This window comes from Marinobacter sp. KM021 (assembly GCF_050707965.1).
Taxonomy (GTDB): domain Bacteria; phylum Pseudomonadota; class Gammaproteobacteria; order Pseudomonadales; family Oleiphilaceae; genus Marinobacter; species Marinobacter shengliensis.
On record NZ_CP136129.1, the window covers coordinates 2612786 to 2637997 of the forward strand.

Consider the following 25212-nt stretch of genomic DNA (forward strand, 5'->3'; position numbering starts at 1 on the left):
TTCGTATTGTTCGGCGACACAGCCTATTTAACAATAAAATAATTATATCCGCATACCCCTCGCACAACCCAATCAATTTTCGGCCGTTGACAAATATCAAAAATATATTTTTTATATTTCAGCTTCATTTCAGAAACTAATGATTAACTGCATTCACCAACCAAACAGGAGGTGTAATTAGTCGACCCTGCAAAACGCCGTTTTCAGATCGCCAGCAATTCACCGGTCTTCGTTGATTCATCCGGCAACGCCAAAATTGACCATAAAATAGCCAGCATCAGTCGTAAATACCGCTCATTTTTATAAGGCCAAAGAAGCTCGGCGAGCTTCCTCAGAACTTTCCTCAGGTTCAGGCCCACGCCGCACAATACCGCGTGTATCTTGTCGCCCGTAAACCCTCTGAGGAAGTTCCGGAACATCAGGCCGTCACTTTTCAGGTGTCCGATGATCGGTTCGATACTGTTTCGCCGGTGTTGCTGATCGGGGTGGGCCTTGCCGCGTCCTCTCCGTTTGCCGGTGATATGAATTTTGGAGAGGAATGTGCCCTCGCTACCACGGTAGCCACAGTCAGCCAGCAGATGCTCCGGCATCTTGCTGGTGTGCAGAAGCACTCGTTTGAGCGGCGTATCGACGGTATGCCCATCGTAGGGGTTGCCAGCCAGTGCCTGGCAATCCAACACGAAGCCCTCTTTGGCGGTGGTCACCACGCTGACCTTGGAACCGAACTCATAGCGGGTGCGAGCCTTGCCTTTAGCGATACACACCACCTCCGGTTCGTGCAGGCTGTATAACCGGGGTTTGACGGTGCGGTCGCCGTACTGATTCAGCAATCGCAGTGCCTGGTGGAGCTTGTGGTTCAGACGCTCGGAACGTTGTTCTATCGTGCGCTGATCAACAATGGCCTCACAGACCTTACCCAGATTCCGGTGCATCTGGCGCAGTACCTTGTGCATCCGCTTGAACTGCCGGGCATGAGCGTAGCGGCCCACCTGCCAGACCATGCCGGGTAATCCCTTGCAGAAGGTCTGGCGGAATTTGATGCCTTCATCCTTTGCCAGAGCCACCAGTTGGCGATGGCAACGACCCGCCAGGCGGGCGTCGCTGGGATAGGCAATCGCCTTGGGCATGACGGTGGTATCGATGACGGCAACCTTGAGGCTTTCCGGGGCGATGACGCCGGTATCCTGGCCCAGGGCGATGCTCATTTTCAGAAGCTCACAAGCGCCGTTTTCGCCGATGCGATGGCGGAACCGCATCATGGTGGTTTCGTCCATGGGCAGTCGGTGCTGGAAGATCACCTCGCCGCAGAAGTGTTGCCAGTAGGGGTTCTCTACCCAGCGATCCAGCACATCACGATCGGACAGCGCGTACATGTGCTTGAGCAACTGTAAGCCCACGTGTAACCGGATGGGCAGCCCTGGACGCCCGGCTTGCACCGCATACAACTGGCCGAAGTGCTGTTCGCAGGCAGACCAGTCGATACGCTTTCCCAGCTGCACCAACTCGTGTCGGGTATTGAGGATGCCTTCGAGGTAGGTTTCCAACAGATCTCGCTGTGGTGCCTGGCGCTTATCCCGTGGAATCATGGCGTTTTCTTCCGGTTTTTGGGCGAAACGGAGAGATTTATGGTGGAAATTATACCCTGAAATCAGGCCAACTTATTGCCTTGATTCAGGTTTTTACTTTTGCAGGGCCGACTCAATAGGTTAGGAATATCGAGATTCTTTGTTTTTTATTAAAATTCAGGGTCATTTCAGAAACCGATGTTTCAATAGAGCCATCAAACAACCCGGAGGTGTAATAATGAAAACGTTATTTGTATTTGCAGCAGCCGTCACGATTTCAACATCCGTACTTGCAGGCAACATGTCAGACAATAAGAACATGAAGGCCATGCACAGCCAAATAATGAACACCGAGTCCGTTGAAAAGATTCTTCAGAATGACGATATGCGGCGTTTGCACAGGGACATGACGCTTTATGCCATTTCCGAGGTAGGTATGGAGGCTCGCCTGCAAATGATGACGAAAGAGGGTCGCGCCTATCATAAGGCATTGGAGAAAAAGCAAAAAAATACCGCAGGGTAAACCATGCGGCAAAGTCAGCTCGCGGAGACGCAGGCACCGCCTGACTCGAATGCTGAGCAGCCGGCGTTCTAACGCCAGCAAGTAAACCATACCAACCTGAACCTGACTTGAATTACCGAGTCAGCTTATAGAAAGAGAGATCAACATTATGAAAAAACTAATTATCGTTACTGCAATCATGGCTGCATTTTCAACCATGGCCACGGCCGGCGGCTTGGCCGATCGCTTCAATGAAGAACGCAGTTACCCTAACAAAACCAGTTACCCTAACAAAACAGAGCATACTAAAAGCATGCACATGCACCGTATGCATGAGAAACAAAACCATGGGATGGTAAAAAAATCTCAGGCAAACCAGGATGAATCACGCGAAGTTAATTACGGAAAAGAACAATCAGAGAGAGCGCCTATTAACCATAATCATCACTAAATCGGTGCAGCGAACATCATGTTAAAACATAGCCGGTCATCTTACGAAAAGATCATCGGCTATTTATCATATAATTCCTAACTATATGTTCAGAAAAACCATTGTAACTCCATTAGCCCGGATTTCTCATAGGTCCCCGGCAAGTCTCGCAGACTGTGCAGGTTACCGCCATTATCGCTCATTTGCGGCCGCGAATGATTAATAACTGATCAATTTCTGTTGTCCGGACACACGGCCCCCTTTCCCCCATTGAGTCGGGCCGGGGGAGCCCGGGCTTCTATCCCGGAACCAGTTGACGTACCAGGTCAGAGAGTTCGTCTTTGTAAGGATAGGCATCGCTCATCAACACCCGTATGCGCCGAGTGTTGCGAATGATGACCGCGCCCACCTTGATCAGCTTCAGCCGCAGGTTACTGGCGCTCATTCTCTCGAAGGGTGTCTTCTTCAGGTGGGCCCGTAATCGTTCGAACAACGTGTAGGCAAAGCCCGACAGAAGCAGCCGCCACTGATTGGTCCACCACCGCGTGCTGGAGGTGCGATCTGCGAACAGACACAACTGCTGATCCTTGATCCGGTTTTCCATGTCACCCCGGGCACAGTATTGCTCGTAGTAGAGTTTAACGCCGTCGTCGTAACGGGAGCTGATAATGAACCTGGGGTTGGCACCCAGTTCGCCCTCCTCCAGACGCGCGATCACCCAGCGGGGGTGTTTCCAGGTTCGGGCCTGGTACTGGAACCGGTAGGTGGCGCAGACTTTTTCACCCAGTTCGTTGTGAGCCTTGCGAACCAGCATCGAGGCTACATCTACCTCCTTGAGCAGCCGGCTGTTCTTGCTGATGCCGACCAGATAGTCCACGTTGTTCCGGTCGCACCAGCTCAGCAATCGGGGACGGTAAAAGCCGCTGTCACCCCTGAACACGATGCGGGTATCCGGCCAGTACTGCCGAATGAACTTCACCAGCAAGGCCAGAATGGCCCAGCTGTGGCGGCTGTCGCTTCGGTTGCTGGTGCGCAGGTAGCTCACCAGCAGATGACGACCGCAGAACACGTACAGTGGGAAGTAACAATGGTGATCGTAGTAGGCGTTAAAGAACTTGCCGGGCTGGTCGCCATGCACTGGAATATCAGTGCCATCGAAGTCCAGCACAATTTCCTTGGGTGGAGTCTCGTGCTGTTCAATGAAGTGATGCCACAGCAGTTCGTGGGCCTTGACCACGGCCTGCCGGTCTACGCGCTGTTCCATGCGGCACAAGGTCGATTTGCCCGCCAGAATGGCCTCTTCACCGGTCGCGGTCTGAAGTGCCTGATCAGCGCGTAGCGCCTCGTGATCGTTCAGGTCTTCGTACCCCGCGGCCACGCCAAAGACCCGTTGCCGGATCATGGTCTGAAGCTTGTGGCGAACCAGTACCGGATTACGGGCATCGTTCAGAACCGTAGCCAGGCGCTGAGTGAGCTGGTGTTGATTGTCGACTTCGCGAAGCAGGAGCAGGCCGGCATCGGAGGTGATATGGCCACCGGAGAAATCGGCTTCAATTTGACGGCGAGACAGTGGCGAGAAGGTCAGTTTTTCAGGTACCATTTTGGATAGCGGTTGTTGGTGTTGATTGATGGTGTAAGGTCCTGAAATTTTAACACTTTCAGCCGCTTTCTTTTATCCCCTCATGAGAAATTCGGGTTAGCCCGACCGGCTCTAATCTCCCATATTCGCTGTCGTTGTCGCCTCCGAACCATTGGGCTCCTGCCGTGAGATAAATTTCCCGTTTGAATGGCAGCGTCCATGTGGACCGGGGGTAAAGTACCCAACTGGCATCATCGGCATTGCGGATGACCACCACGCGATACTGCCAGAACGGATTGATATCCTGCCATGCCAGCAGCCCGATATAATGGCGCCCGGTATACAGTGGGCGGGTGGAAACCAGCCTCAAAAGGTCCAGGTTTCCGGGCCGTGCGGGCTGACCGTTGTAGAAATACTCCAATGCCAGGTTAAAGCCGTTGCGATACGCCCAGTTCAGATCTGCCACGCCCTGCCAGTAACCATCGCCAGTATCTGCTTCGCTCCAGACGAGTTCAGTACGCCAACCGGTGCCGGCCACTGAGCTACTGCCGCTGACACCCGCTTTGGTCGTGCCTGCAAAATCGCCGATCATCACACTGGCATCGACCCCGGCAACAAAACGCTTGGCCCTCGCCGCCGTGCTGCCCTCTTTATCACCGTGTTGCGGGGCATGAACAGCGCTGATTCGGCCAGTTGCCCCCCAGGGGCTGTCCCATAACACGGCGTCCACGCCAATTCGTTCATCAGGTTCCAGATTGAGGGGGCTGACAGGATTGAGAATGTCCATGGGGTTCCAGATCAGGGCGGTGGACCAGTTCACCTGTTGGCGCCCAAATCGGAAATTCCCGGCTGGCGAGCGCCACTGTATGGTGCCACGGTAGAGTTGATGACGCGCCAACACATCCCCTGACTCATAGACGTCGCCCTGAAGATCCCAGTAGCGTGGATCGGGAACCTCTCTGAGCAGGGCGAATTCCGGGCTGTCCAGAAAACTGCCTGTCACCAGCTCCAGGTCGTAGGCCGCATCCAGAACCCAGTCTTCATATCGATAGCGGGGCTCCAGACGCAGGCGGGTAAGGTTCGAGAAGTAACGATCCTCATCAACCAGCGAGCGCGACCCGGCACTGAGATTCTTGAGCGATCCGGAATGGCTGAAATCAGCCGCAGCGTTCGAAGCCAGCATCAGCCAGGCCAGGCCCACCGCCACCAGTGGAGTGCGATCAACCATGCCGAATGGCCTCAACCGGGTCCAGTCGTGAGGCCCGCCACGCCGGGTACAGCGCTACCAGCACGGAGCACAGGAACAACAGCAGGCTGGGAAGCCAGACATGATCGAAAATCAACACCGGATAGATGCGGTCGGTGATACCGGGGATGGCTTCCAGAGAGCGACTGACCGAGGACAGATCAATACCGGTCTGGCCAAGCCAGAACACAAGCAGGCCGCCAACCACCGTTCCTGCCACCATACCCAACACCGCAAGAAAGAATGCCTCAAACAGAATCGTCAGCTGTAATTGTCCGCCTCTCGTACCCAATGCCAGCATGACGCCCAGTTCCGGGGTACGCTCCATCACCGACATCACCATGGTGTTCATGACGCCAATCGCGACCACCACAAAGACCACCGACAGAATGAGATAGAAATCCACCTTGCTCATCTCAACCATCTGCACAACCACAGGCAGCAAGGTTTCCCAGTCCTGGGCCACCAGCCCGTGGTTGGTCAGAGGCGACGACTGGTTCAGGGTCTGTGCCAGGGCCACACTGTCTGAGCGATCTGACAGCCTCAGCACGATCCGTGAAACTTCGTCTTCCTGCAGTCCACCCAGGCTTCGGGCAGTATTGATATCGATGAATGCATACTCTGTGTCGAACAGGTCACTGCCGGTGCGGTAGATGCCGCGAATGGTCTGGGCGCTGGAGGCAAGATCTCCACCAGCCAGCCCAGGACCTCCACATTGCGTTCCTGCAGCTGCTTCCGCAGGCTTCCAACCACCGCTTCGAACTGGTCAGAGTCCTCTACGCGGGCCGCAATCTCGGTAAACCGACCTTCAAAGGCATACAGCGTCTGGGCGGATGCCAGGGACACCTGGGCCACGAAGCCATCAATACGTTTGATGCCGGTTTCGAAAACACCCACCACCTCGAACCGGTCTGCGCCAATGGAGCCGTCCGCTGCCTGAACCACCAGCACCAGCTCATCTCCCGGGGAGGTACTCAGGGCACTGGCGGCGTCCACGCCCATAACGATCTCATTGTCCCCCTCCAGATAGCGCCCGTGGATGATCGACCGATCAAGCCGGGTTACCTGCGGCTCTGTTGTGCTGTCGACCCCCATCACCTGCAAGGCCCGTGACTGGTCGGCATGGCTGGCCAGCGCATTGCCCGTCACCCTGGGCGTGGTCGCTGCGACACCGGTTACGGAGGACATTTCCTCAGCAAGGTTCCAATGCTCGGCAACGGCAATGTTCATTTCCCGGTCGTCGTGAAATCCGCGCTGGTGCACTTTCAGGTCGCCGGTTACATAACCGGTCATGTTGTTGATCATCTGGGCATTGATGCCATCGATAAAAGCCCAGAGAAACACCAGACCTCCGGCGCGCTCGCTCCATCACCATCGGATCGTGGGTGGAAAACACAAAGGTAATACCGTGCTCCGAGTTCAGACCCCGCATCAGGTCCAGCAGGGCCGCACCGGTCGCGGAGTCGAGATTGGCGGTTGGCTCATCGGCCAGGACAATCGCAGGCTTGCTCACGATGGCCCTGGCCACCGCAACACGTTGTTGTTGGCCGCCGGAGAGTTCATGGGGCAGACGCTGTTCCATCCCCTGCAGCCCGACCTCCGCGAGAATGCGCCGGGCCTCTGCCCGTCGTTCCCGAAACGGAACGCCGCGAAGCATCAGCACGTACTCCACATTCTCCTGAGCCGACAGCACACCGATGAGGTTGTACTCCTGGAATACAAAGCCAATTTTCCAAAGTCGCAGAATGGTGCGTTGCTTGCGACTGAGCCCGGTGATTTCCTCACCCGCCACCTGAATGCGCCCCGTATCCGGTTCGTCCAGGGCCCCGATCTGGTTCAGTAGGGTAGTCTTGCCCGAACCCGACGGCCCCACCAGCGTTGTGAACTCACCGGGCTCGATCGCCACGGATACATCGTTCAGCGCCTTGACGGCGATGGAATCCTGCTGATAAATCCGCGACACATGCTGGACATTGACGATGCTAATAGCGGAGCCTCATTCCGGGTTGCGCAGGCGACGCAATGAGAAAAGCGCCTCGTCTACAGGAATATCGAATTCAATGGATTCAATGTGGATGATCGTTCGGGACACGGGAATAGCGTCCGCGCGGATCTCGAATTCAAGCTGGCTCCAGACCACCGGCGCGTCGGGCCGTGGTGTTGAGACGACCCGGTACACCGGCACCTCGCCTGAATCATCGACCCCGGCAACCTCATGGGTGTAGTCGTCGACAAAGGAGCTATCCTTGACCAGATCATCATTGCTGAAGTTGGACCCCATCCATGGCTGCAGCATCATTGACGGCGGGATCTTGATGGTGCGATCAACTTTGGGAAGGTAATTCCACATGGCATCGCCGATTCTCAGCGAGCCAACGCCAGCCTCTTTTTTCGGTGAGTGAATCCGGATCAAGGTGTGATCGGGCCGATTCATCCAGGCTTCCAACTGCAGCTCCCGAGTCCAGTAGTCACTCTCGATACGCATGGTGGAGCGGCCGTGACTACTGTCTGACCAAAGCAACTGCTCCATGCGTTCAATTAAAGAAACCGCCGAAGGCGTGCTCGCCAGAAGAGGGGCAGAAAACAAAACAATTAGAAGAAAGCAGGAAAGCCTGTAATGAATCACAGATCGTCCATCCGTCCTATTTGCCGGGCCAGGCGCATAGACTCGTTCGTTTCCATCTCCAGTAGTCCTTCCAGCAACTCTCGAGCTTCCGGGATTTCCGCTTTACCCAAAAGATTCTTGTACAGATTCATGACTTGCTCATGGAAATCCATAACCTCGCGGTAGATTCCCTGGAAATCCAGTTTGGCGTATGGCTCGTCGCAGGTGCGGTGTGTTTCTATCGGATTGTGTCTGAGGTAGTCATAGACCCGTGTTTCCAGTGTGTTACTGGCACTCTGACCCTCAAACTCTTCGACGATCCGTGCAAGTTCCGATTCGTGAGATGCAAGATACTCCAGTAACGCTCCTGCCCTTTCCTCCTCATGCTGCGTGGCGCAGTGCCCGAGACACTGGGCCAGATGCGTGTGCAGGTCTCGGGTCCACTCGATCAACTCACCAAAGCTTTTGATATCCATGATGGCTTACTCTCCTTAAGTTGAACGCACGTCGTTGCGATGCCAATTCAGCGCCCTGGCCATGAAGCTAAATCCGTTGTCGAAAATCCCGGAAACTTGGGATAAACCGTGGTGTTTTAGCCGCATAGTCGCGCCACGCCTCCCCAAACTCTTTCTCGATATCTTTCTCCTCATGAATGGACAAACGTGAGTACATCCATAGGAGTACCGGAAACATTGCCAGGGTAAGCAGCGTCGGCCATTGCAGGAGAAAGCCAAACATGATCAGTGCAAACCCGACATATTGCGGATGACGAACCCAGGCATAAAGCCCACTGGTGGCGAGTTTGCTCTCTTTCTGAGCGGTGTACAGTGTGCGCCAACCGGCCGCGATCAGATAAAATCCACCCGCAATGAAAGCGGTACTCAGCAAATGGAATGGCCCGAAGTGGGGAGAACCCTGCCACCCAAACAACATTTCCAGTAAATGCCCGCTGTCATGGGAAAACCAGTCAACATCTGGGTAGCTGCTTTGTAACCAGCCCGCAAGGAAGTAAATAGTTAACGGGAAACCGTACATTTCAGTAAACAACGCGACCAGAAACGCACTAAAGGCACCAAACGAGCGCCAGTCGCGCTTAGTTTTAGGCTTGAAAAAGCTGAACGCAAAAAAGATAAAAACAGCAGAGTTCAGGACGACGAGACTCCAGAGCCCGTAGTCAGTTGCTTCATTGCTCATGGTGATCTTCCTTTTTCGGACCATGTTGATGTCCGGAATGGCCTCCGTGCATAAATATATGCATTAGCGGGCACAGCAGGAGAATCAACCACGGCAGTGCGCCGAGAATATGAACCTTGTGCTCGCCCCAAAGGAGAACCAGAGCAATCACACCGAAGAAAGAAAGCGTAATCCAATATCGACGGCTAAATTCCATAACGAATTCTCCTGAAGCTGTGACAAGCAATTTTTACTTACCAGCTCCTAAACCCAAGTGATAAGTCTAGGTAATCACAGAAGTCTGAATTCAAACTGAACACTTCAGCCAGCTTGGAAAAAGAGTTGATCTCAATCAATTCCTGGACGAACTTCGCGCACCCTCCCGCCTTCGCCCGGTGCTTTCATGACGATAATCAGACCAATAATTGTGATACTAATGCCGGTGATTTCCACAACAGTGAAGGTTTCCCCAAACCACAGTAGCCCGATAACAACACCTATGGCCGGCGTAAGAAAGGTAAACGAATTGAGACTGTTCAAAGGAGCGCTTGCCAGCAGGGCATACCACAACACGACCATCAGTGCCGTAGCGGGAATGGACAGCATTAAAGCAGCGGTGGCAAACGACCAGGTCCAGTTAATGTCCATGCCTTCGCCCAGGATGACAGAAGCAAAACCCAGAAAAACTGAACCAATTACAAGCTGAATGCCCATTGACCAGTAGATATCATCGCTGCCGGCCTGGTATTTAAGCAGTACGTTTCCAATGGCAGTACCAACGGCGCCACCAAGAATATAAACCGATCCTGTGAATCTGGAGTTACTTACTTCCATGTCAGGCGCTGCGAGCACCACAACACCGATAAAGCCAATGAGTAATCCGGCAAACAGACGCCCGCTCACAACTTCCCTGATGAAAAAATAGGACAACACAGCTGCAAAAAGTGGTTGTGCGTTTGCCAAAACGGTTGCAAGCCCGGGGCCCAATTCTCCGGCTCCGAGAAACATCCCGCCAAGCCCCATACCCGTGTAACTGAAGCCGATAGCCGTCAACAAAAAAAACCGTCGGGGGGAGTATCGGACGCGACCGCCCCTTGCAAGGGCGATCAGAACCAGGCAGATACCCGCCAGCAATGCCCGTAACGCCGCAAAAAGCAAGGGTGGCGCGTCTGGAAGACCCACCACGATAAAGGGAAAGCAGATTGCCCATAACACCGTGACAAGCAACATGCCGACAATTGATCGTATCGACATCAACTGACCCGACGCCAACCACGGTTCACCATGTTAGCGGCGCACTTTATCGTAACGCCGACGCAGCAACATCGAATTACCAATGACGGACAGCGAGCTGGCGGTCATTGCCACCACACCGATCATCGGGTGCAACAGCCCCGCCGCGGCGATAGGAATAGCCGCAGCGTTGTATCCACTGGCCCATAGGAGGTTCTCAACGATCTTTTTGAAGGTCGCACGTGACAGCACCATGGCGTCAACAACACCAGATAATTCGCCACGGACCAGGGTAACGTCAGCAGCTTCGATAGCCACATCCGCACCAGCGCCTATGGCAATGCCTACGTTAGCCTGTTTGAGTGCCGGGGCGTCGTTAATGCCATCACCCACCATGGCAACATGATTGCCGTACTTTTCCTGCAGTTCCCGAATGGCATCCACCTTGCCTTCCGGCAACACCCCGGCGCGAACCTCGTCAATGCCCACTTCACGGGCAACGGCGTTGGCTGCACGCTCGTTGTCACCAGTAATCATCACAACATACAGTCCTTGCTCGTGCATGGCCCGAATGGCGGCCACCGATTCGTCCTTGAGCGTGTCGGCTACCGCGACAATGCCGCAGGCCTGACCGTCGCGGGCGACAATGACGGCGGTTCTGCCCTTGCCCTCCAGGTCCTGAAGCGCCTGGTCCAGGGCGTCCAGCCCTTGCACACCGCTTTCTTCCAATAGCAGACGGTTACCGATCAGCACCGTCTGACCCGCCACGGTTCCGGACACGCCCCGGGCACCGGTGGACCGGAAGTCAGATACATCACCGGGCTTTACGCCCCGCTCCCGGGCGCCGTCGACGATCGCTCGGGCGATGGGGTGTTCAGAGGCATTCTCTACCGCAGCCGCAAGCTCCAGCAGTTCGGTTTCCGTTATCCCCGAGGCGACGACGGTTTCCGTGAGTTTTGGCTCTCCCCGGGTAATTGTTCCGGTTTTATCCAACACCATGACCTTGATGTCCTTGAAGGTCTGGATAGCCTCTCCCGAGCGAATCAGGATGCCGCGCTCGGCACCAATACCTGACCCCACCATCAGGGCCGTTGGCGTTGCCAGTCCCAGGGCGCACGGGCAGGCAATCACCAACACCGCAATAGCCGCCAGGATAGCCAGCACCGGCGTGGCCGCCGTCGGGTCCACCCACGGCAGGAAAGCGGCGCCCCATTCAAGGATTGGTCGGAGTGTATCGCCTGCAAACAGCCAGACCACAAGACTGCCCAGGGCAATAACAAGAACCAGCGGCACGAAGCGACCGGTCATGCGGTCAGCAAACTCCTGGATTGGCACCCTGGAGCCCTGAGCCTCGTCGATCAGTTTCACCACCTGGGCCAGGAAGGTATCACCACCAACACGGGTAGCCTTGACTCTCAGGCGACCTTCCTTGTTGATGGTGGCACCAATAACCGTGTCTCCCGTGCTTTTGTATACCGGGACAGACTCGCCAGTGGCAATGGATTCATCCAGATGACTCTCACCATCCACCACTTCACCATCAGTGGGCACCTTGTCACCGGGCCGGACAATCATGATGTCGCCTGGAGCCAAATCCTTCACGGGAATTTCGACCTCTTCCCCTTCCCGTTCCACGCGCGCGGTCTTAGCGCCGAGGGTGAGCAATTTCCGGATGGCCTCCGAGGCCTTGCCCTTGGCTTTTGCTTCCAGGTACCGACCAAGCACATGGAAGGTCATGATGGTGGCAGCCATCTCGATGAAGGAGGTCATCGGATAGACAAAGCCCACCAGGCCAATGATGAACGGTGGCAGGCTGCCCATGGATATCAGCACATCCATGTTGAAGGTGCCGTTCTTCAGGGAGCGCCAGGACGCCTTATGGGTAGCGGCACCGCCGAAGAGAAACACCACGGGGAATGCCAGCACGACGACAATCGCCAGATAGCCCGGGATGGGCTGCCAGAACATATGCGGCATCATCAGCAGCATGATCAGCGTGGTCGGTACCGCAGCAATCCAGAGCCTTCGCAAGGCAAGCTTGAGGTAAGCCTCCTCGACGGCTGAGTCTTCTTCCTGGTTGGTGTCTCCCTCCAGCGCAACAGCGGCAACGTCGTATCCGGCGCCCTCGATCAGCTTCTTCAGCTCCTGCTCTGCAGGACCCGCCGGGCCGACCACCACGCTTACGGTGTGGTTGGCGATATTGGTTGAAATGGTCTGCACGCCGTCGTGTCGCCCAAGTGTGCTTTTGATGATGCCTGCGCAGTGATCAGACCCCATCCCCGGAACAGTCACCTTGAACGTTCTGGTGCCAACCTCTCTGACGGAAGCCACATCGTAGCCAGCCCCCTCCACTGCCTTTCTTACAGCATCTCCGTCAGGGCCCGACGCAAGGGAGCGTACACTCACCCTGTGCCTGGCTATGTTGGTTTGAACATTACTGACTCCGTCCAGGCGACTGATCGTCTTGTTGATAATACCGGCGCAGTGGTCTGACCCCATTCCCGGCACAATCAGCTCAAGGTCCCTTTGCCTTTGCGGTGCCTGTGTTTTCATACTGTTCATCAAGATCTCCCGTCATTGTTTCTGTTGCTTGGCCAGTCACTGAACGCAATGAAATAAAGTAATACGAGATTGACGATGGGAATCAGTATCAGGATGCCCATCCAGCCCGGATATCCCGTGCGCTGGCAAATGCGCCAGGCCGGAATGACAACAACGATGGCAATCACCAGCATCCACAGCCAATGCCCTGCCCACATGGTGTGGCCAAACATATTATCTTCCATCATGGTCCTGCCCTCCTCGTTGTATCCTGGTTATTAGTGGTTATGTTCATGAGGCTTCTCATGTCCCGATTGCCGGGAATTCTCAGACTTTTTCAGGAAGATCTGCTCGACTACCGCGATTGCAATCATGGTGACAACTGCCACGCCGATAACGAACGGATCGGTATTCAGTTTGACCCAGACAAAGCCTCCAAGGACGAGCAAATCCAGCAAAATGGCGATAGCTGGCACCCACGCTTTGGCCTGCACATCTTCGCGCAAATAGCGAAGTACGCCCCAATGGATGGCTATGTCCATGATCAGATAGAACACAATGCCCAGCGCCGCGATGCGGGAGAGGTCAAAGAATGCGGTCAGAATCAGCCCCAGAGCTACAGTGTAGACCAGTGTGTGCTTCTGGATGCTACCCGGCATGCCGAAATGCCGGTGAGGAACCAGTTTCATTTCCGTCAGCATCGCGAGCATCCGGGATACCGCGAAAATGCTGGCCAGAATACCTCCGGCGGTAGCCATCATGGCAATGGCAACGGTGAACCAGACAGCGTATTCCCCCAGTGCCGGGCGCGCGGCAGCGGCAAGGGAGTAGTCTCGCGTTTCGATAATTTCAGCCAATGACAGGTTGCTGGCGACAGCAAATCCGACCAGCGTGTAAATCACCACGCAGGCCGCAATGGAAATAACAATGGCGCGCCCCACGTTTCGCTTCGGGTCTTTAACTTCCGAGCCACTGTTGGTGATGGTGGTGAAACCCTTGAAAGCCAGAATCCCGAGCGCGGTAGCTCCCAGAAAATTACCAGCAGCTCCAGCGTCGCCCGGGCTCGAGAAATCGACCGAAATGCTGTCGGCAATCCACAAACCAACCAACCCAAAAATCAATATGCCGCCGATTTTCAGGACCCCGATAAAGGAAGCCACGCCCTGAATCATCCGGTTGCCCTGAAGATTGACAAGAAATGCCACCAGAATCAGTGATACCCCCAAAATGGGAACCATTCCCCCGCTTTCATCGCCTCCGAAAAGCTGCATGGTGTAGGAGCCAAACGTGCGCGCGAGAAAGCTCTGGGCAATCACCATGGAAAAATACATCAGCAAGGCATTAAACGCGGTTGGCAGCCGATTGCCGTAGGCCTTGTGCAAGTACATGCCAATACCGCCCGCAGACGGCCAGGTATTGGAGATTTTAATATAGGAGTAGGCGCTGAAGCTGACAATCACCGCCGCTGCAAGGAACGCGAGCGGGAACAGAGCACCCGTCATTTGTGCCATTTGCCCGGTCAATGCAAAAATACCGGCGCCAATCATGACACCGGTACCCAGCATGACCGTACCCGCCAGCGTGAGGCTGCCTTTTTTGTAGCGAGTGACTCTGTCCTGTTCCTTGCTCATTTAACCTCCGGTCACTTTTTCATCGGTGGCATTTTCGAACAGCAGACAGGTACATGCTTGGCATTGGCCCGGACGTTTTCATCTGTAAAACGATATCCAGCCAGTTTCCGGCGAGTCCACCACCCGGGCTTCAGGCCGCCGCCATGAGCCCCAATCAACTCAATCAACTCGTCAGTAGAGTAATGTGTGCCATCATAGGTGACATGCAACTGGTTGCCGGATTTGCGCTCGGCAAAATCGACGCCGGGGTTATTGTTGAGCTCTTGGATGAGCTCTTCCCACTGCCGCTCGCCAAGGCCTTGTACTGTCAGTTTCCTGTGCATCAGAAACTGTTCTTGACTGGTTGCTTTGTGTGTTTTTGTCATCGGGCTGCACCTCTACACCAGGTTAATTCCTTTTATCACAGCACCCCAACCTGAACTAAAACTGAAAAGAGACGAAGGATTTCGATGGAACTGACATACATCAAATAGTAGATGGAAAACGGGCTCCAGGAATTCCCGGAGCCCGTTAAAACGGTGATCAGAAGGCCAGTCTCGCCCCAACGACTGCAAACCAGTCCTCGGTACCCCCGCCGCTGGCGCGGGCGAGATCGGCTGTGTCGCCGTATTTGCGCTCATGGACCACGCCCACATAAGGTGAGAAAGAGCGGTCGATCAGGTCGTAACTCAGCCTCAAGCCCATCTCGGTGGAGTTTATACCCTTACCCACGCCAATCTCCCGGTCTTCCGAGAACGCCAGCAAGGTTTCGAAGGTGGCAGAGACAATCCAGTAATTAGTGATCAGCAGCTCGTACTCAGCCTCAAAATCCACCGAGGCGTCGCCCTCTTCACTGACATACAGGTTGGTATCGATCTCGAACCAGTACGGTGCCAGACCGGTCAGCCCGATCACACCGTAGACCCGGTCCGGGCCTTCCGGTGTATCGATGCGAATACCTGCCTTGGCATCCCAGAACTCACTGATCGGAGTCTGGGCCAGAAACTGGTTTTCCAGGGTTTCCCACGCGTTGTGGGCTTCCTCCCACTCCCCCGTGAACTGCCACCGGAATTTCAGCTCGTCACTGCCGTACCAGGCATCGGATTCAATCACCGCCAGCTTTTCATCGGAGTCGCTGTAGCGGTACTCGAATTTTTCGGCACTGACACCCCAGAACGCGTTAACGCTGTTCGCATCAATCGCCTCGTCTGCCAACACGACGGCAGGACCCATCAGTGTCAAAGCAGAAATCCGGGCGAGCCATGGGTTACACGTTCTCATGCGTCACCTCCCTTGCCCCGTGCTTCGCCAGAGGCGATTTCTTCATCCGGGCCGCCCTCAACCACAATCTTGCGGAACATACCGGCCGCCGCGTGATAGGACAGATGGCAATGGAACGCCCACTCACCCGGTGCATCCACCTCAGTTTCCATATACACCGTGGTCGCCGGCGCCACACTGATCACGTGCTTGATCGGATTCCACTTGCCTGCCCCGACATCCAGGATCGACCACATGCCGTGCAAGTGCATCGGGTGTGTCATCATGGTTTCGTTCACAAACTTGAACCGGACCCGCTCTCCGTATTGCAGCACGACCGGGTCGGCGTCTTCGTATTTCACGCCATTGATGCTCCACTCGAAGCGCTCCATATTTCCGGTCAGGCGCATTTCAATTTCGCGGGTCGGCTCACGCTCCTCATAGAGCGGGCTTTGAGCCCGCAGATCGGAGTAAGACAGGAACTTACCGCCATTGCTGGCCGTTGGCAGCAAGCCACTGCCGCTTGCGTAGAAGGGGTCTTCCGGCATGCCAGCACCGTGGGCCGAATGATCCATGCCACCCTGACTCATGGAGTCGTGGTTCATGGACCCGTGATCCATGCTCCCGTGATTCATGTTGCCGTGGTTCATGTTGCCATGATTCATGCTGCTGTGATCCATCGCCCCATCGCTCATATTGCCATGGTCCATACCGCCATGATTCATCGAGCCGTGGTCCATATCGCCATGGTCCATGTGGCCAGGCATGTCTGCCATGGTCAGCATCGGCGCTTTGCGCAGTTCCGGCACTTCAGCCACCATGCCCTCGCGGGGTGCCAGCGTGCCACGGGCATAGCCGGAGCGGCCCATGGACTCGGCGAAGATGGTATAGGCCTGCTCATCACGGATGTGCACAATCACATCGTAGGTTTCTGCCACACCAATCCGGAACTCGTCCACATTCACCGGCTGGACGTTATTACCATCGGCCTGGACCACCGTCATCTTCAAGCCCGGAATGCGGATGTCAAAGTAGGTCATGGCAGAGGAATTGATAAACCTCAGGCGCACCCGTTCACCGGGCTTGAACAGCCCCGTCCAGTTCTGTTCCGGCCCCTTACCATTGATCAGGCCGGTGAAGCCCTGCACTTCGTCAATATCCGCTTTCATCATGCGCATCTGCCCCCACATCATTCGATCACGCAGGGTTGCCATAAAGCCTTGCTCACGGGATTCGGTAAAGAAATCCATCACCGTTTGCTGTTGGCGATTGTAGTAGTCAGGCGACGACTTCAGGTTCCGCATAATGCGATCACCGGAATGCGGGTGTTTATCGGTCAGTTGCACCACGTACTCGCGGTCATATCGGAACGGCTCCCGACCTTCGGGCTCTATGATGATGGCCCCGTAGGCGCCATTCGGTTCCTGGAAACCGGAGTGGCTGTGGTACCAGTAGGTGCCCGCCTGCACCACCGGGAATCGGTAGGTAAAGGTTTCACCCGGCTTGATGCCGGGAAAGCTGATGCCAGGCACACCGTCCTGTTCAAACGGCAGGATCAGGCCGTGCCAGTGTATCGAGGTAGTCTCTTTCAGGTTGTTGGTGACGTTGATCACCACGTCCTCGCCCTCCTTGAACCGGAGGGTCGGGCCCGGCGAGCTGCCGTTGTAGCCAATGCCTTCCTTAACGAAGTCGCCGGTATCAATTTTGACCCGGTCAACCGTCAGGTCATACTCCCCTGCCATACCGATGGCTGGCAAAACCAGCGCCAGGGCGACCGCTATCAGACGTCTCGTCATATCTCTACTCCTGTTACTGTTGGAACCTTACATCACCGTACATGCCTGCCTGGTAATGGCCGGGCACGTTGCAGGCGAACTCCAGGGTGGTGTCACCGGAAAAACGCCAGATCAGTTCACCGCTCTGGCCCGATTCCAGCAGTACGCTGTTCGGATCGTCATGCTTCATGGTGTGTCCGCCCCCCATATCCATTTCCATCATCTGGTGGTTGATGGTTCCACCCTGGATAACCCCGTGCTCCACCATCATGACCATTTCTTGCTGATGGGCTTCGTGCATATCGGCCGTTCCGATATTGAACTCGTGAACCAGCTGGCCGTGATTTTCCACCACGAAACGCACCACCTCGCCTTTCTGAATGTCGATGGTTTCCGGCTCGTAGTAGTTGTCGTACATGGCTACTGTAACGGTGCGGGTGGCTTCCGAGGCGTTCGCCGGTTCACCAATGGCAGCGCCGGAACCGTGTCCATGGCCGTGTCCATGGCCGTGGGTGCCGGCGCCGAAGGCAGTAGCAGAGAGCGACAAGGCGGCCGCCGCAGTGATGAACTTTGTTATTCTCATCTGAATGTCTCCTGTATTGTGACGGGTGTGAAATGCAGGCCGGGAGCGCGCAACATTCCAGTGCAGTGTGAACAGGCGATACCATGGCCCACCAACCTGAATTCTTTCTGAAAAAGCCGATTAATTGCTGTTCAGGCTGAATTCAGGCTACTGCGGCATAGTGCTTTGGGGTACAACAGGAACCGCTGCAAACGAGGCAAGTGAGATGAGATTATTGCTGGTAGAGGATGACCGCTTATTGGCTGATGGCCTTTCACGTCAGCTTGAAAAATCAGGCTTCAGTGTCGATATCGCAAGTACAGCGAAAGAGGCTGGCATTCTCGGCTCGCAGGAGAGCTATCGCGTGTGTGTGCTGGATCTCGGCCTGCCAGATGGCAATGGTTTGACGGTGCTCAAACAATGGCGCGCTCACCACATCGATTTTCCAGTGCTGATTCTGACCGCCAGAGGCGATTGGCAAGATAAGGTTGACGGCCTTAAAGCAGGTGCCGATGACTACCTGGCCAAACCATTCCAGACGGAAGAACTGGTCGCTCGCCTTAATGCAATCATCCGGCGCGGCGATGGGCGCGTGTCCTCTACCGTTAGAGCGGGCCGGTTTGAGCTGGATGAAAACCGTCAGAGCCTGAAAATGCAGGATGGCACCGAACACTCGCTCACGGGTACCGAGTTCCGCCTGCTCCGATGCCTGATGAACCGCCCGGGGCATGTCTTTTCCAAAGACCAGCTCATGGAACAACTCTACAGCCTTAACGACAACCCGAGTGACAACGTCATCGAAGCCTACATCCGCCGATTGAGGAAACTGGTGGGCGCTGAAACCATTGCGACCCGGCGGGGCCAGGGATATCTGTTCAATGATGCCGATCACTAAACCCCTGTCCGTCAGGACCACCCTGCTGACGCTCCTGTTGCCATCAGGCATTGTGTTGATGGCACTGGCATGGATAGTCCATGGCTTGCTGTTGGACCGCATGTCGCGGGATTTCGTGGAGGGCAGATTGCACGACGAAGTTGCCTTCCTGGAGCTACAGGTGCGACAGTCCGGCGGCCAACTGGACACCCTCCAAACCGGGGACTATTTCGAAGAGGTGTTCCACCATGCGTTCGCGCTTCATTCCCCCACCATAACCACGATTTCTCCGGAATCCTGGCGCCCTTTACTGGAGCCTCTGCTGGAGACCGAGCAGCAAGGGAGCATCCGGGTTCAGAGCTCCGGGGCGGCAGGTGCTCCATCAGACATACTTGCTTATCGCCGACAGATTACGGTTGATGGTGTGCCCTATGTCATCATCGTGTCAGAAGACATGGACGCGCTCAGGTCCAGCCAGGCGGAGTTACACGCCTGGACGGCCATCGTATCGATTCTGCTCATTCTGTTACTGGTTGCCGTCATCTGGGTTGGTATCGCGCTTGCCCTGAGGCCAGTGGCCTCGCTGCAGTCTGCGCTGACACAATTGCAGGGTGGCACCATTTCACGCATTGATGTTCGGGCGCCAGAAGAATTCCGGCCCCTGGTAAACCAACTGAACCAGCTGTTAGATTCGCTGGATCAGCGCCTGGAGCGCTCCCGGGACGCCCTGGCCAACCTCTCCCACAGTGTCAAAACCCCCATTGCTGCGGTCCGCCAAATACTTGAGGACGACAGCCGCCCCCTGGATACGGCCTTAAGGGACGAAATGGCGCGCCGGCTCAGCCACATCGACAAGCAGCTTGAGACCGAGATGCGCCGGAGTCAGTTTGCCGGGCCGCAGGTCGGAAAAAGTGCATTACCCGTCAAGCAGGCCAGGGATTTGTTGTGGATGCTGGGCCGCTTGCACCCCGAAAAATCGTTCGAGCTGACGACGGATTTAACAGACGAACACCGTTGGCCCGTTGAAGAGCATGACCTGAATGAAGTGTTCGGCAACCTGCTCGACAATGCCGGCAAATGGGCAACTCACAGCATAGAGCTGTCACTCGGTGAGTCAGCGAACACCGTGAGGATGGTTGTGACGGATGATGGCCCGGGGGTCGCTGCAGCAAACCTGGATCACCTTGGCAGCCGGGGGCTCAGGCTGGATGAGCAAACACCCGGCCATGGCCTGGGGCTGGCCATTGTCCGGGATATCGTACAGCGCTATGGTGGCCGTATAAACTTCAGCGATGGCGCAAAAGGTGGCCTGCGCGTTGAGGTTGATCTGCCGCGTAAATCCTAGGGGGCTGAAATTGAAAATAGGTGAGCTATCAAAGACAGCAGGCCTGCCGGTAGAAACCATCCGCTACTATGAAAAGATCGGCCTGATGCCAGCGCCTGAGCGCAACGCCAGCGGCTATCGCCAGTACCGGTCTGACCACCGTGACCGCCTGTTGTTCATCAAACGCTGCCGCAATCTGGACATGACCCAGGACGAAATCCGGGAACTGATCCAGCTTACTAACGAGCCCGAGGCGGACTGCGGCGAGGTAGATGCCTTGCTTGCACGACACCTGAACCATGTACGGGAGCGTCTCGCGGAACTGACCCGGTTGGAGAAGACGCTGGAGCGATTACAAAAGGCCTGCTCCCGGGGGAGAAGCGTCAGCGAATGCGGGATTCTGGATGGTCTGAACTCAGAGATCGGCCAACTTGAAGATAACCACTCTGCTAACCACGTTCCCGGCACCCATGGAAAATAATCTCCGCTGAAGCGTTGACCCTGTAGCAACTTCAGGGTTTTCAATAGAGACAACCTGATTCAAAGGAGGTCTCTGATGGCATGCAGCTGTTCCGCACCGGAACCCCAAGGCCCGGCTCCGGGCTTTCGCAAAGCGCTCTGGATTGCCCTGTGGGTGAATCTCGCCATGTTCTTCGTGGAAGGTCTGGCAAGCCTTCAGTCTGGCTCCGTGGCACTCATGGCGGATGCCATCGACTTCTTCGGCGACAGCGCCAACTATCTGCTTTCCCTGACCGTTCTCAGCATGGGCATGCTCTGGCGTGGGCGGGCAGCTTTGGTCAAAGGATTAACCATGGCCACCTTTGGGCTAGTAGTCTGGGGCCGTGCCATCTGGGTGCTCCAGAGCGGCGCGACACCAGAGCCACTGACCATGGGGCTTGTCGGGTTACTGGCCCTGGCGGCCAACGTGGGTGTGGCGGTTATGCTGTTCAAGTTCCGGGAAGGCGACTCTGATATGCGCTCAGTCTGGCTCTGCAGCCGCAACGATGCCATCGGCAACCTGGCGGTGATGGGCGCAGCGCTGGGGGTGTTTGGCACCGGCTCCGCGTGGCCGGACTTGGTCGTGGCGGGCATCATGGGCACCCTGGCCCTGACCGCCGGTATCAGCGTGGTTCGGCATGCCCGGTCTGACATCGCCAATGCCCGGGCCGCGAACCGGCTGGTCGCCCAAGAAAACTGAGTCGATCAGTAGGCCTGGAAGTCGGTCAGCCGATAGGAAAATTCATCATCAGCGATGAACGGGCTGTAGTCGACTTCCAGCGATGCCGGAAAGCCATAGTGCGGGTCATATTCCACCAACAGTTTGTCGGCACTGCCCCGGGCCTGCTCTACGAGGTCCAGCAAACCTTCGATGGTGAGCCTGCGCTCATCCAGAATGTCCGGGTGGTTGAGGGGTTGCTCCAGCCCCTCAATGTCGATCACCTTGCCCTCCCTGACCGTCACGCGCATCGGTTGCAGCAGGTCTGGCGGGCAGAAACAGGTTTGTTCGATTGTAACCTCGTAGCCCATCACTCCCCGGGACTGCCAGAGCGCTTTTGCTTCCTCAATGCTGCCTGCAGGGCTGACGTCTTTGCCCGCACCCGCACACCCCCCCAGCAGCACGGCCAGTGTCACTGCGACAACCATCGGTTTCATGCCATCCTCCCACGCGGGCGCCATTTCAGAGCGCCGGCTGCTGCGGCCAGAACCAGCCAGCCAAGCCCCACACTACCGCCACCGCTGCCGCCGCCGGAATCCACTGAGGCGTTATTACCTGTCTGGTCCGGGTCGGCGCGCACGATTGTGCCGCCGTCGCCCGTTTGCTCACCGCCGCTATCCAGCTCTGATTCGGTGGCTGGTTCCACGGTAAATCGGCTCTCCAGCCGGTTATTCTCCGGGCGCACATCCAGCACCTCGCCGTTCAGGCTGATGAGGGCGACCCGCTGGGAAATCACCAGCTCCTCACCGGTGCCGGACACGCCCTGAATAACCAAAGCCATGTCGCTGATGCCGGGAATAATGTCTTTGCATCGATACGTGCTTCCGTCCGTTTCACAGGCCGCGCCATCAATACTCACCAACTCAAACGCCGCGCCTTCGCCCGCGATCTCGCCAGAGACTTCCAGCCAGTCCGCGGATTGGGAGGCTTGCTCGTAGGCCACCTCAAAGTAGGTAACAAAGTTCTCGGAGGCGGCCAAAGCCTCAGGATTCGATTCGCTCTCCGCCATGGATGCATCGGCCGGGAAATTGAAGCACGGCTCAAGCGAAGACCTGCTATTGATGGTGGAGATGAAACTGGATTCGGAGCAGGAGGAAAAGGTGCTTGCGGATGGTCTGGCGAAGGGATTCATAATAAAGCTATCACCACAGCTGTTGCCTTCGCCATCATGACCAGAACCCAGATTATGACCAAGCTCATGGGCGACAACGACGGCGGTGGTGACATTGGAATCGGTATACCGGGAAACCCCGGTTCTCGGCCCTGGTCCGCCACAAAAAGAACCAAGGTAAGCTACACCAGCGGTGTTGCCATCAAAGCCCCTGCCCGTAATCAGGTGAAACAATGCCTGCCGGCTCTGCTGAAAAGGCAGGCTGCCCGCCCCAACCTTGGCACTGACATCGTTCAACAAATCGATGGCGTTGGTTGAGGTGGTGAATACCTCCGATTCCAGAAACGTCATACTCAGGGTATCCAGCCCAATTCCCAGTTGCTCGAAATAGAACCCCTCTACCATGTTCAGAATGCTGAGCGCGCGGTCCTGGTAATCGCCCGGGAACCGGTCCTGAAACTGCCGATCAAATGCCACTTCCAGCTCCAGCAGCAGGCAGGCGCCCGCCACCCGGTTTTCACACAGGCTTTCGTAACTGGCAGACACCGCCTGCGCCATCATCGGCGACATGATCGAGTCCGGGCGGAATCACCGCCAACCGCGTGCATTCGCCCGAAGACATAGGCCAGTCCCTCCCAGCCACCGTCGAGGCGTGAGACCCGAACCCAGCTTTGCGGGTCTTCCGCCACCTGCCCCCGGTAGTGATGCCCTTTGGTCTGCTGCGCCAGAGCCGAGGCCAGCCGTTCGTTGCTGGTCAAGGCAACGTCGTAGCTCTGGCCATCAATCCACAACTGCAGTGAATCGGTTGATTCTGCATTGGCCGGCAAGGCCATCAGCAGGAGCACCATGGTGGTCATCAAACGGAACTTACGTATCACGGGGAGGATCCCTTTCTGTTCAGGCATCAAGGTTTCGCGCAAACTAGAGACAGTAGGCCCAACTGGCCAGCCAGTTACCGTAACAGTCTGTATCTATGAGGAGTGTGTCCCGCTTGGGGTATCGAACAGTTAACAAGCCCGCACTGGCACTGATGGCCCTGCTGGCCATTCTGTTCCTTGTGCCGGCCAGCAGCCTTGAGTGGCAGCCAGACGTGGCTCATTCCCGCGAATGGTTGCGACTGGTCACCGGCCATCTGGTTCACCTGAACGGCTGGCACCGGGCACTCAACCTTGCCGGGCTTGCCGTGGTGCTGGCGCTCTACCCACGATTTCTGCCACTGGCAACCCTGGCGACCGCCCTGTTCTGGCTGACCCTTTTTATCTCCCTCGGGCTACTGGCACTGCTGCCGGAGCTGCCCGGCTATCGGGGCTTTTCCGGCTGCCTGCACGGGCTGGCTGCGATCCTTGCTATCCGTGGATTCAGGGAAGATCGGGTGTTCTCGGTCAGCATTCTTGTCTTGCTGGCCGGCAAACTGGTGATAGAGTCCGCCGGCCTGGGCCTGGCCGACACCGCCAACCTCATCGGGGGGCCGGTGGTCTGGCAGGCTCATGCCCTGGGTTTCGCTGGCGGGATAGTATTCGCTGGGCTTAGCCTGCTTACGCCCCGAACACCAAGGCAATCATCACCGGAATAAAACCGAGCGCAAACAGCGTACTGAGCAGGGTCGTACCGGCCGCCTGTCTTGGGGCTGCATCCAGTAAAGTCGCAATCACTACCGTGTTGGCGGCAATCGGAGTGATGGAAATCAGGAAAATGGCCTGATGCACCGCCAGGTCGTAAATGCCCAGCACCTGGGCATCCAGCCACCAGAAGGCCAGCGCCAGCGCCGGCCAGCTGACAAACTTGCCAAAGAAGGCAAGGCCGGTGAACACAGGATTACCGGCCAGTCCCCGAAAGCTCAGTATGCCCATGCCGATAATCATCATGCCCAGAATGCTGTAGGCACCGCGCAGATTATCGAACAACGGCACAAATGCCCCCGGAATGGACACCCCTGACAGGTTCAGCGCCACCGCCGCTGCAAACGCATACACCGATGGCAGTCTTGCCACCCTCACCAGTGCATCACGAATGCTGTATTTCCCCCGTGCGGCGAGATAGAAACCGACCGAGTTCTCGAACAGAGTGGTCCCCAGCATGCAAACGATATAGAGGGCCAGTCCCTGCTCTCCAAACAACAGCAAAGCCACAGGAATACCGAAGTAACCCGTGTTGCCGGTACCCACCGATAACGGGATAACGGATGCACTGCCGTCGGTCAGTAGTTTGCGGGCAATGGCCAGGTGAATCAGGGCAATCACGGTGCAGAAACCGAATACCAGGGCGGGCAACAGAATGACCTGAGGCGTCAGCGGTGCAGCCATGACTCCTGAGAACACTACCGAGGGCGTCACGATGTAAAGCATGATCCCGGCGATATGTTTTCCACTGGCCTCCAGGTAGCGCCCGGCAACCCAGCCCAGAGCAACGGTGACATACAGGGGAAGGAGTTTTACAAACAAAGCCAACGCGGCCGCCATGGCGCCTCCAAAAGTCGATCTTTTACCTCAAGCGCAGCAGTCTAACACCTACCCATGAAGAGGTAACTCCCCGGCGCAATGGAGAAATCGGCGATCTTCTTTGATAATCATCAATAGCATTACCAATACATCTTTATATCCTAGCAG

The 25212-nt window shown here is 56.2% G+C and carries 29 protein-coding genes; 7 read left to right on the forward strand and 22 right to left on the reverse strand.

Going from position 1 to position 25212, the window contains the following annotated elements:
- Window positions 1-203 precede the first annotated feature (203 nt).
- Window positions 204-1586, reverse strand: a complete 1383-nt coding sequence (locus tag RVM24_RS12280) for an IS5-like element ISHsp1 family transposase (protein WP_431474076.1) — start codon at window positions 1584-1586, stop codon at window positions 204-206.
- A gap of 217 nt (window positions 1587-1803) precedes the next feature.
- Here RVM24_RS12280 and RVM24_RS12285 point away from each other — a divergent pair, with 217 nt between their 5' ends.
- Both RVM24_RS12285 and RVM24_RS12290 read left to right on the forward strand, forming a co-directional pair.
- A complete protein-coding gene (locus RVM24_RS12285; protein ID WP_058091923.1) occupies window positions 1804-2088 on the forward strand; it encodes a hypothetical protein in 285 nt (94 codons plus the stop codon).
- Between the two features lie 148 nt (window positions 2089-2236).
- On the forward strand, window positions 2237-2518 hold the full coding sequence (locus RVM24_RS12290) for a hypothetical protein (RefSeq protein ID WP_058091922.1): 282 nt from the start codon (window positions 2237-2239) through the stop codon (window positions 2516-2518).
- Between the two features lie 277 nt (window positions 2519-2795).
- Here the strand turns inward: RVM24_RS12290 and RVM24_RS12295 are convergent, their stop codons facing one another.
- The 17 genes from RVM24_RS12295 to RVM24_RS12375 form a co-directional block, all read right to left on the reverse strand.
- Window positions 2796-4097: an IS1380 family transposase gene (locus RVM24_RS12295; protein ID WP_431474077.1), complete on the reverse strand. Its 1302-nt coding sequence runs from the start codon at window positions 4095-4097 to the stop codon at window positions 2796-2798.
- A 58-nt stretch (window positions 4098-4155) separates the two neighbouring features.
- Window positions 4156-5304, reverse strand: coding sequence for a hypothetical protein (locus RVM24_RS12300; RefSeq protein WP_431474078.1), 1149 nt, complete (start codon window positions 5302-5304; stop codon window positions 4156-4158).
- Entirely contained in the window at window positions 5297-5872 is a 576-nt protein-coding gene (locus RVM24_RS12305) for an ABC transporter permease (RefSeq protein WP_058091920.1), read from the reverse strand. The genes RVM24_RS12300 and RVM24_RS12305 overlap by 8 nt, the downstream gene beginning before the upstream one ends.
- A complete protein-coding gene (locus RVM24_RS12310) occupies window positions 5866-6627 on the reverse strand; it encodes an ABC transporter permease (RefSeq protein WP_431475404.1) in 762 nt (253 codons plus the stop codon). The genes RVM24_RS12305 and RVM24_RS12310 overlap by 7 nt, the downstream gene beginning before the upstream one ends.
- A complete protein-coding gene (locus RVM24_RS12315; RefSeq protein ID WP_431474079.1) occupies window positions 6515-7285 on the reverse strand; it encodes an ABC transporter ATP-binding protein in 771 nt (256 codons plus the stop codon). Before RVM24_RS12315 ends, RVM24_RS12310 begins: the two co-directional genes overlap by 113 nt.
- Window positions 7286-7318: 33 nt before the next feature.
- Window positions 7319-7807: an outer membrane lipoprotein-sorting protein gene (locus RVM24_RS12320; RefSeq protein WP_227510252.1), complete on the reverse strand. Its 489-nt coding sequence runs from the start codon at window positions 7805-7807 to the stop codon at window positions 7319-7321.
- 137 nt (window positions 7808-7944) lie between these two features.
- Window positions 7945-8403, reverse strand: a complete 459-nt coding sequence (locus RVM24_RS12325) for an ATPase (protein WP_342631095.1) — start codon at window positions 8401-8403, stop codon at window positions 7945-7947.
- A gap of 67 nt (window positions 8404-8470) precedes the next feature.
- On the reverse strand, window positions 8471-9121 hold the full coding sequence (locus RVM24_RS12330) for an isoprenylcysteine carboxylmethyltransferase family protein (protein WP_061333256.1): 651 nt from the start codon (window positions 9119-9121) through the stop codon (window positions 8471-8473).
- Window positions 9111-9317: a DUF2933 domain-containing protein gene (locus RVM24_RS12335; RefSeq protein ID WP_058091913.1), complete on the reverse strand. Its 207-nt coding sequence runs from the start codon at window positions 9315-9317 to the stop codon at window positions 9111-9113. The genes RVM24_RS12330 and RVM24_RS12335 overlap by 11 nt, the downstream gene beginning before the upstream one ends.
- A gap of 131 nt (window positions 9318-9448) precedes the next feature.
- On the reverse strand, window positions 9449-10354 hold the full coding sequence (locus tag RVM24_RS12340; protein ID WP_138435411.1) for a DMT family transporter: 906 nt from the start codon (window positions 10352-10354) through the stop codon (window positions 9449-9451).
- 33 nt (window positions 10355-10387) lie between these two features.
- Window positions 10388-12895 carry a heavy metal translocating P-type ATPase gene (locus RVM24_RS12345; RefSeq protein WP_431474080.1) on the reverse strand — a complete coding sequence of 836 codons (2508 nt, stop codon included), beginning with the start codon at window positions 12893-12895 and terminating at the stop codon, window positions 10388-10390.
- Window positions 12895-13122: a hypothetical protein gene (locus RVM24_RS12350; protein WP_072676409.1), complete on the reverse strand. Its 228-nt coding sequence runs from the start codon at window positions 13120-13122 to the stop codon at window positions 12895-12897. The genes RVM24_RS12345 and RVM24_RS12350 overlap by 1 nt, the downstream gene beginning before the upstream one ends.
- Before the next feature lie 30 nt (window positions 13123-13152).
- Complete coding sequence (locus RVM24_RS12355; RefSeq protein WP_152438968.1) at window positions 13153-14505, reverse strand: APC family permease; 1353 nt, start codon at window positions 14503-14505, stop codon at window positions 13153-13155.
- An 11-nt stretch (window positions 14506-14516) separates the two neighbouring features.
- Window positions 14517-14870 carry a hypothetical protein gene (locus RVM24_RS12360; RefSeq protein ID WP_058091910.1) on the reverse strand — a complete coding sequence of 118 codons (354 nt, stop codon included), beginning with the start codon at window positions 14868-14870 and terminating at the stop codon, window positions 14517-14519.
- A gap of 157 nt (window positions 14871-15027) precedes the next feature.
- Window positions 15028-15765 carry a copper resistance protein B gene (locus RVM24_RS12365; RefSeq protein ID WP_431474081.1) on the reverse strand — a complete coding sequence of 246 codons (738 nt, stop codon included), beginning with the start codon at window positions 15763-15765 and terminating at the stop codon, window positions 15028-15030.
- On the reverse strand, window positions 15762-17540 hold the full coding sequence (locus RVM24_RS12370; RefSeq protein ID WP_138435414.1) for a copper resistance system multicopper oxidase: 1779 nt from the start codon (window positions 17538-17540) through the stop codon (window positions 15762-15764). The genes RVM24_RS12365 and RVM24_RS12370 overlap by 4 nt, the downstream gene beginning before the upstream one ends.
- A 13-nt stretch (window positions 17541-17553) precedes the next feature.
- Window positions 17554-18102, reverse strand: coding sequence for a cupredoxin domain-containing protein (locus RVM24_RS12375; RefSeq protein WP_431474082.1), 549 nt, complete (start codon window positions 18100-18102; stop codon window positions 17554-17556).
- Window positions 18103-18307: 205 nt separating this feature from the next.
- Here RVM24_RS12375 and RVM24_RS12380 point away from each other — a divergent pair, with 205 nt between their 5' ends.
- The 4 genes from RVM24_RS12380 to RVM24_RS12395 all read left to right on the forward strand — a co-directional run bounded on the left by RVM24_RS12380 (window position 18308) and on the right by RVM24_RS12395 (window position 21477).
- Window positions 18308-18976 (forward strand): response regulator transcription factor, encoded by a 669-nt coding sequence (locus RVM24_RS12380; RefSeq protein ID WP_106694694.1) that lies wholly within the window; start codon window positions 18308-18310, stop codon window positions 18974-18976.
- On the forward strand, window positions 18960-20300 hold the full coding sequence (locus RVM24_RS12385) for an ATP-binding protein (RefSeq protein WP_431474083.1): 1341 nt from the start codon (window positions 18960-18962) through the stop codon (window positions 20298-20300). The genes RVM24_RS12380 and RVM24_RS12385 overlap by 17 nt, the downstream gene beginning before the upstream one ends.
- Window positions 20301-20310: 10 nt before the next feature.
- Entirely contained in the window at window positions 20311-20760 is a 450-nt protein-coding gene (cadR, locus tag RVM24_RS12390) for a Cd(II)/Pb(II)-responsive transcriptional regulator (RefSeq protein ID WP_431474084.1), read from the forward strand.
- Window positions 20761-20835: 75 nt separating this feature from the next.
- Complete coding sequence (locus RVM24_RS12395) at window positions 20836-21477, forward strand: cation transporter (protein WP_431474085.1); 642 nt, start codon at window positions 20836-20838, stop codon at window positions 21475-21477.
- A gap of 5 nt (window positions 21478-21482) precedes the next feature.
- On the opposite strand, the gene RVM24_RS12400 is transcribed toward RVM24_RS12395, so the two are convergent.
- Genes RVM24_RS12400 through RVM24_RS12410 form a run of 3 tightly spaced genes read right to left on the reverse strand, consistent with a single transcriptional unit; the run spans window position 21483 to window position 23484 of the window.
- On the reverse strand, window positions 21483-21932 hold the full coding sequence (locus RVM24_RS12400) for a DUF6174 domain-containing protein (RefSeq protein ID WP_431474086.1): 450 nt from the start codon (window positions 21930-21932) through the stop codon (window positions 21483-21485).
- Entirely contained in the window at window positions 21929-23176 is a 1248-nt protein-coding gene (locus tag RVM24_RS12405; RefSeq protein ID WP_431474087.1) for a M12 family metallo-peptidase, read from the reverse strand. The genes RVM24_RS12400 and RVM24_RS12405 overlap by 4 nt, the downstream gene beginning before the upstream one ends.
- Window positions 23164-23484 (reverse strand): hypothetical protein, encoded by a 321-nt coding sequence (locus RVM24_RS12410; RefSeq protein ID WP_431474088.1) that lies wholly within the window; start codon window positions 23482-23484, stop codon window positions 23164-23166. Before RVM24_RS12410 ends, RVM24_RS12405 begins: the two co-directional genes overlap by 13 nt.
- Window positions 23485-23597: 113 nt before the next feature.
- Between RVM24_RS12410 and rrtA the strand changes: the two genes are divergently transcribed.
- Entirely contained in the window at window positions 23598-24179 is a 582-nt protein-coding gene (rrtA, locus tag RVM24_RS12415; RefSeq protein WP_431474089.1) for a rhombosortase, read from the forward strand.
- Here rrtA and RVM24_RS12420 read toward each other — a convergent pair.
- Window positions 24142-25065: an AEC family transporter gene (locus RVM24_RS12420; RefSeq protein WP_431474090.1), complete on the reverse strand. Its 924-nt coding sequence runs from the start codon at window positions 25063-25065 to the stop codon at window positions 24142-24144. The genes rrtA and RVM24_RS12420 overlap by 38 nt on opposite strands.
- Window positions 25066-25212: the final 147 nt, after the last annotated feature.

What these genes read in the sequence shown, in the direction of transcription:
- RVM24_RS12280 (WP_431474076.1), bottom strand. Translation starts at nt 1,586, where the DNA reads ATGATTCCACGGGATAAGCGCCAGGCACCACAGCGAGATCTGTTGGAA.
- RVM24_RS12285 (WP_058091923.1), top strand. Translation starts at nt 1,804, where the DNA reads ATGAAAACGTTATTTGTATTTGCAGCAGCCGTCACGATTTCAACATCC.
- RVM24_RS12290 (WP_058091922.1), top strand. Translation starts at nt 2,237, where the DNA reads ATGAAAAAACTAATTATCGTTACTGCAATCATGGCTGCATTTTCAACC.
- RVM24_RS12295 (WP_431474077.1), bottom strand. Translation starts at nt 4,097, where the DNA reads ATGGTACCTGAAAAACTGACCTTCTCGCCACTGTCTCGCCGTCAAATT.
- RVM24_RS12300 (WP_431474078.1), bottom strand. Translation starts at nt 5,304, where the DNA reads ATGGTTGATCGCACTCCACTGGTGGCGGTGGGCCTGGCCTGGCTGATG.
- RVM24_RS12310 (WP_431475404.1), bottom strand. Translation starts at nt 6,627, where the DNA reads ATGATCAACAACATGACCGGTTATGTAACCGGCGACCTGAAAGTGCAC.
- RVM24_RS12320 (WP_227510252.1), bottom strand. Translation starts at nt 7,807, where the DNA reads ATGCGTATCGAGAGTGACTACTGGACTCGGGAGCTGCAGTTGGAAGCC.
- RVM24_RS12325 (WP_342631095.1), bottom strand. Translation starts at nt 8,403, where the DNA reads ATGGATATCAAAAGCTTTGGTGAGTTGATCGAGTGGACCCGAGACCTG.
- RVM24_RS12330 (WP_061333256.1), bottom strand. Translation starts at nt 9,121, where the DNA reads ATGAGCAATGAAGCAACTGACTACGGGCTCTGGAGTCTCGTCGTCCTG.
- RVM24_RS12335 (WP_058091913.1), bottom strand. Translation starts at nt 9,317, where the DNA reads ATGGAATTTAGCCGTCGATATTGGATTACGCTTTCTTTCTTCGGTGTG.
- RVM24_RS12340 (WP_138435411.1), bottom strand. Translation starts at nt 10,354, where the DNA reads ATGTCGATACGATCAATTGTCGGCATGTTGCTTGTCACGGTGTTATGG.
- RVM24_RS12345 (WP_431474080.1), bottom strand. Translation starts at nt 12,895, where the DNA reads ATGAACAGTATGAAAACACAGGCACCGCAAAGGCAAAGGGACCTTGAG.
- RVM24_RS12350 (WP_072676409.1), bottom strand. Translation starts at nt 13,122, where the DNA reads ATGATGGAAGATAATATGTTTGGCCACACCATGTGGGCAGGGCATTGG.
- RVM24_RS12355 (WP_152438968.1), bottom strand. Translation starts at nt 14,505, where the DNA reads ATGAGCAAGGAACAGGACAGAGTCACTCGCTACAAAAAAGGCAGCCTC.
- RVM24_RS12360 (WP_058091910.1), bottom strand. Translation starts at nt 14,870, where the DNA reads ATGACAAAAACACACAAAGCAACCAGTCAAGAACAGTTTCTGATGCAC.
- RVM24_RS12365 (WP_431474081.1), bottom strand. Translation starts at nt 15,765, where the DNA reads ATGAGAACGTGTAACCCATGGCTCGCCCGGATTTCTGCTTTGACACTG.
- RVM24_RS12370 (WP_138435414.1), bottom strand. Translation starts at nt 17,540, where the DNA reads ATGACGAGACGTCTGATAGCGGTCGCCCTGGCGCTGGTTTTGCCAGCC.
- RVM24_RS12375 (WP_431474082.1), bottom strand. Translation starts at nt 18,102, where the DNA reads ATGAGAATAACAAAGTTCATCACTGCGGCGGCCGCCTTGTCGCTCTCT.
- RVM24_RS12380 (WP_106694694.1), top strand. Translation starts at nt 18,308, where the DNA reads ATGAGATTATTGCTGGTAGAGGATGACCGCTTATTGGCTGATGGCCTT.
- RVM24_RS12385 (WP_431474083.1), top strand. Translation starts at nt 18,960, where the DNA reads ATGATGCCGATCACTAAACCCCTGTCCGTCAGGACCACCCTGCTGACG.
- RVM24_RS12395 (WP_431474085.1), top strand. Translation starts at nt 20,836, where the DNA reads ATGGCATGCAGCTGTTCCGCACCGGAACCCCAAGGCCCGGCTCCGGGC.
- RVM24_RS12400 (WP_431474086.1), bottom strand. Translation starts at nt 21,932, where the DNA reads ATGAAACCGATGGTTGTCGCAGTGACACTGGCCGTGCTGCTGGGGGGG.
- RVM24_RS12405 (WP_431474087.1), bottom strand. Translation starts at nt 23,176, where the DNA reads ATGTCGCCGATGATGGCGCAGGCGGTGTCTGCCAGTTACGAAAGCCTG.
- RVM24_RS12420 (WP_431474090.1), bottom strand. Translation starts at nt 25,065, where the DNA reads ATGGCGGCCGCGTTGGCTTTGTTTGTAAAACTCCTTCCCCTGTATGTC.